Source organism: Thermosipho sp. (in: thermotogales) (genome assembly GCF_020054775.1).
In the GTDB taxonomy this organism is placed as follows: domain Bacteria; phylum Thermotogota; class Thermotogae; order Thermotogales; family Fervidobacteriaceae; genus Thermosipho; species Thermosipho africanus.
The window spans coordinates 1-5,692 of the sequence record NZ_JAIHAP010000099.1; the positions used below are offsets into that span (position 1 = coordinate 1).

Below are 5,692 nucleotides of genomic sequence, written 5' to 3' on the forward strand. Positions count from 1 at the left end.
AGTAATAGAAAATAATGTGCTAAAAAAATAGAAAATAATGAGGGAAAGTATTCTTTTCAAATTATTCACCCTTTTCGAGATTTTTTAATACATTTTTTAAGTCTTCTGAAAGCGGAGCAGTGGCTGCAATATGTTTATTTTTAAAGTAAAATTCCATGGAGTGACAATGTAAAAAATATCTTTTTAAACCATATTCTCTTTTAAATTCACGATTGAGCTTTTTATCGCCATAGACGTCATCTCCAATTATTGGATGGTTTATCAGGCTTAAATGTTTTCTTATTTGGTGTTTTCTTCCTGTTTTAATATTTACATTTAAAAGAGAAAACTCTCCCAAATGTGTTTTATATACTTTCTGCGTTGTAAATGTGGTTAATGCTTGTTTATTTTCAAGAGGTATATCAATTTTTCCTTTATTGGATAAATTGCCTTTACAAAGAGCGATATATTCTTTTTTTATGCTACGGCTGGCAATTATATCTCCCAATTCTCTTGCACTTTGGGTGTTTTTTGCAACGATTAATATACCTGATGTATGTTTATCTAATCTATGGACAAGATGTGGAGTGAAATTTTTTTCTTGACCATAGTATATTAACCCTTCGATTAATGTCGCGATGTGTGTTCCCTTACCAGGATGTATTGGAATACCTGCTGGTTTATTTATTATCAGAATATCAGTATCTTCATATACAACATCAAGGTCCATTTTTATTGGAACCACTTTGTTGTTGATTTCCCTATTGTATTTTGATATATCTTCTTCAATAGTTATTTCATCGCCTATTTCTATCTTGTATGAAGGATTTTTTACTTTTTTTCCATTTACTTTTATTTTGCCGGTTCTGATTAATTTATAGATTGCACTCAAAGGTAAATTTGAAAGTTTTTTTCTTAAAAATTTGTCTAATCTTGAGTAGTAATTTTCTTCAGTTACTATCATGACTTCACCTCACAAAGCTTTTTTTCATTTATTATTATACCTTTAAAGAAGAAAAATTCAAAAAAATTTTTGTATAACTCTTGACAATATTTTTTTGTGTGTTAAAATAAAATTCGGTCTGGGTGCGTAGCTCAGTGGGAGAGCGCTTCCTTGACGCGGAAGAGGCCGCAGGTTCAATCCCTGCCGCACCCACCAGTGGGGTTAGTCCCCATCTTTTTTAGTTGGGGCGTCGTCTAACTGGCAGGACACTGGACTTTGGCTCCAGCAGTGTAGGTTCGAGTCCTACCGCCCCAGCCAGAGGGCTTGTATAAGCCCTCTTTTTTTCTAAGAACCTTTATTAAAACGCACGAAAGGGTGGATGAAACAAAATCTTCACTTATTTTTCAAGAGATTTTATATATAAATATGTATAATTTAGTTTGTAAAGTTTTGCGGCGTGGCTGAATCGAACAATTTAAGAGTTTTCGAAGGGAGGGTTTAGATGCCTACAATTAATCAGTTGGTAAGGCACGGTAGAAAGGTTATTAAGGAAAAATCAAAATCTCCAGCACTTCAAGGACATCCACAAAAAAGAGGAGTTTGTGTCAGAGTTTCTACAATGACACCAAAAAAACCAAACTCAGCTTTGAGAAAAATTGCTAGGGTTAGGTTAAGTAATGGAATAGAAGTTACAGCATATATTCCAGGTATAGGTCATAACTTGCAGGAACACTCAGTTGTTTTGGTAAGAGGTGGAAGGGTTAAAGACTTACCAGGTATTAGGTATAAGATTATTAGAGGAGCATTGGATGCAGCAGGTGTTGAAAATAGAAAACAATCCAGAAGTAAATACGGTGCTAAGAGACCTAAGAAATAAGTCGGGAGGGAATAACAAATGAGAAGAAGGAGAGCAGAGGTCAGAAAAGTTCCACCTGATCCAATATATAACGATGTATTGGTTTCAAAGCTTATAAATAGAGTAATGTGGGATGGAAAAAAATCAATAGCACAAAAAATTGTATATAAAGCAATGGAGTATTTGTCAGAGAAAACAAAAAAAGATCCGCTTGAAGCTTTACATCAGGCAATTGATAATGTAAGACCACTTGTCGAAGTAAGACCAAGAAGAGTTGGTGGTGCAACTTATCAGGTTCCAATTGAAGTTGAAGAGCCAAGAAAGACTTCTCTTGCTTTAAGATGGATTGTTGAAGCAGCAAGATCAAAAAAAGGTAAACCAATGGCTGAAAAGCTTGGAGAAGAGCTTGTTAATGCGTTTAATAATACAGGAACTGCGATTAAGAAGAAAGAAGATGTTCACAGAATGGCCGAAGCAAACAGAGCATTTGCACACTTCAGATGGTAAGTAGGAGGAGAGTATGAAGGAGATACAGGCTATATACGTCGACTTGAAAAAATTAAGAAATATTGGAATAATGGCTCATATTGATGCTGGTAAAACTACTACTACTGAAAGAATACTTTTTTACACAGGTAGAAAGCATAATATTGGTAGCGTTGATGATGGCACAGCGACAATGGACTGGATGGTTCAGGAAAAAGAAAGAGGTATTACCATAGTTTCTGCTGCAACCACATGTATGTGGAAAGACCATCGTATTAATATTATTGACACTCCAGGGCACGTTGACTTTACAATAGAAGTTGAACGTGCTTTAAGAGTTTTAGATGGAGCAGTTGCTGTTTTTGATGCTGCAGCAGGTGTTGAACCACAATCTGAAACAGTTTGGAGACAGGCTGATAAATACAACGTTCCAAGGATTGCCTTCATGAACAAAATGGATAAACTTGGAGCAGATTTTGAAATGGCTGTTCAAACAATGGTGGACAGGTTAAAAGCAAATCCTATACCTGTCCAAATGCCGATGGGTGCTGAAGATTCTTTTGAAGGCGTTATAGATTTAATAGAAATGAAAGCAATTAGATGGTTAAATGAAAATGGTACAGAAATGGTTTACGAAGAGATTCCAGAAAAGTATAGGGCAAAAGCTGAGGAAATGAGAGAAGATTTGTTAGAAAAAGTTGCTGAATTAGATGACGAGATAATGATGCTTTATCTTGAAGGAGAAGAAATATCAAATGATCTTATTAAAAAGGCACTTAGAAAAGCAACTATTGAGAATAAAGCAACACCAGTATTTTGTGGTTCTGCAAAAATGAATAGAGGTGTTCAACCTCTCTTAGATGGAATATTGGAATATCTTCCATCACCACTTGATATGCCACCAGTTAGAGGTTGGAATCAAAACGGTGAAGAAGTACAAATTAAACCATCAGAGGATGAACCATTTACAGCTTTAGCTTTTAAAATACAGGCAGATCCATATGTAGGAAAATTAACATTCTTTAGAGTTTACAGTGGTAGACTCGAAAAGGGAAGTTATGTATATAACTCAACTAAAGGTAAAAAAGAAAGAATTTCAAGGTTAATATTCATGCATGCAGATAAAAGAGAAGATGTTGAATATGTAAGAGCTGGTGATATTGTAGCGGCAATAGGATTAAAAGATACAAAAACTGGAGATACCCTTTGTGATGAAAAAAGACCAGTTATCTTAGAAAAAATGGAATTTCCAGAACCAGTTATTTCAATAGCAATTGAACCTGAAACAAAGAATGATCAAGACAAGCTTTCTAAAGCATTGACATTGTTAAGTGATGAAGATCCATCTTTTAGAGCTTATGTTGATCACGAAACAGGTGAAACTATTATTTCTGGAATGGGTGAATTGCATCTTGAAATAATAGTGGATAGATTAAAGAGAGAATTTAACACTAAAGTAAGAGTTGGTCAACCTCAAGTTGCATATAGAGAAACTATTCAAGAACCGGCAGAAGCAGAAGGAAAGTATATCAGACAGAGCGGTGGTAGAGGACAATACGGTCATGTTATAATGAGATTTGAGCCAATTGACTTAAGTAAAACTTTTGAATTTGAAGATAGGATCGTTGGTGGAGTTATTCCTAAGGAATATATTCCAGCTGTTGAAGAAGGTGTAAGGGAAGCTGCACAAAGTGGTGTGCTTGCAGGATATCCAATGGTTGGAATAAAGGCAATACTCTTGGATGGTTCATATCACGAAGTTGACTCATCTGAAATGGCATTTAAAATTGCAGCAAGTATGGCTTTTAAAGAAGCAGTTAAAAAGGCTAAACCAATTTTACTTGAACCAATTATGAGAGTAGAAGTAACGACTCCTGAAGAATATATGGGTAACATAATAGCAGATTTAAACTCAAGACGTGCACATGTTGAAACACTTGAGTCAAGAGGACATTTGAGAATAATAAAGGCGCTTGTTCCATTGTCTGAAATGTTTGGGTATGCAACCGATTTGAGATCATTATCTCAAGGTCGTGCAACATACACAATGGTTTTGGAACGTTATGCAAAAGTTCCAGATAAATTAGCGGAAAAAATTATTTCAAAATAGTTATCCACAAAGGATAAAGGAGGGTGAATTATGGCAAAAGAAAAGTTTGTGAGAAGCAAACCTCACCTTAACGTAGGTACCATCGGACACATTGACCACGGAAAAACAACATTAACAGCAGCTATAACAAAGTATCTTTCATTCTTTGGTAGAGCAGATTATACTCCATACGAACAAATCGATAAGGCACCAGAAGAAAAAGAAAGAGGAATTACAATTAACATTTCACACATCGAATACGAAACAGAAACAAGACACTATGCGCACATTGACTGTCCAGGTCACGCAGACTACATCAAGAACATGATTACTGGTGCTGCTCAAATGGATGGAGCGATCCTTGTTGTTGCTGCAACAGACGGACCAATGCCACAAACAAGAGAACACGTTCTTCTTGCAAGACAAGTTAACGTTCCTGCAATGATAGTCTTCATTAACAAAACAGATATGGTTGATGATGAAGAATTAATTGACTTAGTTGAAATGGAAGTTAGGGAACTTCTCAACAAATACGAATTCCCAGGTGACGATCTTCCAGTAGTAAGAGGTTCTGCACTTAAAGCAGTTGAAGGTCCAGATGATCCAAACGATCCAGTATACGCACCTATAAAAGAATTACTTGATACAATGGATTCTTACTTCCCAGAACCACAAAGGGAAACAGACAAACCATTCTTAATGCCTGTTGAAGACGTATTTTCAATCACAGGTAGGGGTACAGTTGTTACAGGAAGAATCGAACGTGGTGTTATCAGACCCGGTGACGAAGTTGAAATTATTGGTATGAGCTACGATATAAAGAAAACAGTTGTTACAAGTGTTGAGATGTTCAGAAAGATCCTTGACGAAGGTCTTGCTGGTGACAACGTTGGATGTTTGTTAAGAGGTATTGACAAGGACGAAGTTGAAAGAGGACAAGTTCTTGCAAAACCAGGATCAATTACTCCTCACACAACATTCAAAGCACAAGTTTACGTATTGAAGAAAGAAGAAGGAGGAAGACACACTCCATTCCAAAAAGGTTACAAACCACAATTCTTCATTAGAACAGCTGATGTTACTGGAGAATTAATTGACTTCCCAGCAGGTGTTGAAATGGTAATGCCTGGTGACAATGTTGAAATGACAATTAAACTTATCTATCCAGTAGCTATTGAAGAAGGAATGAGATTTGCTATCCGCGAAGGTGGAAGAACAGTCGGAGCAGGTGTTGTAACAGCAATTGTTGAGTAAAATAAATTTTAGAAAGGGGGAATTTCCCCCTTTCTTCCTGAAATAAAAAGGGAGGGAACAAAATGCCAGGACAGAAGATAAGAAT

5 protein-coding genes and 2 tRNA genes are annotated in these 5,692 nt (G+C 36.1%); 6 read left to right on the forward strand and 1 reads right to left on the reverse strand.

The window, feature by feature from the left end:
- Positions 1 to 61: 61 nt before the first annotated feature.
- Positions 62 to 943: an RluA family pseudouridine synthase gene (locus JG780_RS10405; RefSeq protein ID WP_287570575.1), complete on the reverse strand. Its 882-nt coding sequence runs from the start codon at positions 941 to 943 to the stop codon at positions 62 to 64.
- A gap of 120 nt (positions 944 to 1,063) precedes the next feature.
- Between JG780_RS10405 and JG780_RS10410 the strand changes: the two genes are divergently transcribed.
- The 6 genes from JG780_RS10410 (at position 1,064) to tuf (ending at position 5,607) form a co-directional block, all read left to right on the forward strand.
- Positions 1,064 to 1,138 (forward strand) — tRNA-Val (locus JG780_RS10410).
- 27 nt (positions 1,139 to 1,165) lie between these two features.
- Positions 1,166 to 1,240: transfer RNA gene (locus JG780_RS10415), tRNA-Gln, on the forward strand.
- 184 nt (positions 1,241 to 1,424) lie between these two features.
- Entirely contained in the window at positions 1,425 to 1,799 is a 375-nt protein-coding gene (rpsL, locus tag JG780_RS10420; RefSeq protein WP_004101428.1) for a 30S ribosomal protein S12, read from the forward strand.
- Positions 1,800 to 1,817: 18 nt separating this feature from the next.
- Positions 1,818 to 2,285, forward strand: coding sequence for a 30S ribosomal protein S7 (gene rpsG / locus JG780_RS10425; protein WP_287570577.1), 468 nt, complete (start codon positions 1,818 to 1,820; stop codon positions 2,283 to 2,285).
- A 13-nt stretch (positions 2,286 to 2,298) separates the two neighbouring features.
- Positions 2,299 to 4,374, forward strand: coding sequence for an elongation factor G (fusA, locus tag JG780_RS10430; RefSeq protein WP_004101432.1), 2,076 nt, complete (start codon positions 2,299 to 2,301; stop codon positions 4,372 to 4,374).
- A gap of 30 nt (positions 4,375 to 4,404) precedes the next feature.
- Complete coding sequence (gene tuf / locus JG780_RS10435) at positions 4,405 to 5,607, forward strand: elongation factor Tu (protein ID WP_004101434.1); 1,203 nt, start codon at positions 4,405 to 4,407, stop codon at positions 5,605 to 5,607.
- The last annotated feature ends 85 nt before the right edge of the window (positions 5,608 to 5,692 follow it).

Excerpts from the sequence above, each read along its gene's own strand:
- rpsG (WP_287570577.1), top strand. The coding sequence starts at position 1,818 with ATGAGAAGAAGGAGAGCAGAGGTCAGAAAAGTTCCACCTGATCCAATA.
- JG780_RS10405 (WP_287570575.1), bottom strand. The coding sequence starts at position 943 with ATGATAGTAACTGAAGAAAATTACTACTCAAGATTAGACAAATTTTTA.
- tuf (WP_004101434.1), top strand. The coding sequence starts at position 4,405 with ATGGCAAAAGAAAAGTTTGTGAGAAGCAAACCTCACCTTAACGTAGGT.
- rpsL (WP_004101428.1), top strand. The coding sequence starts at position 1,425 with ATGCCTACAATTAATCAGTTGGTAAGGCACGGTAGAAAGGTTATTAAG.
- fusA (WP_004101432.1), top strand. The coding sequence starts at position 2,299 with ATGAAGGAGATACAGGCTATATACGTCGACTTGAAAAAATTAAGAAAT.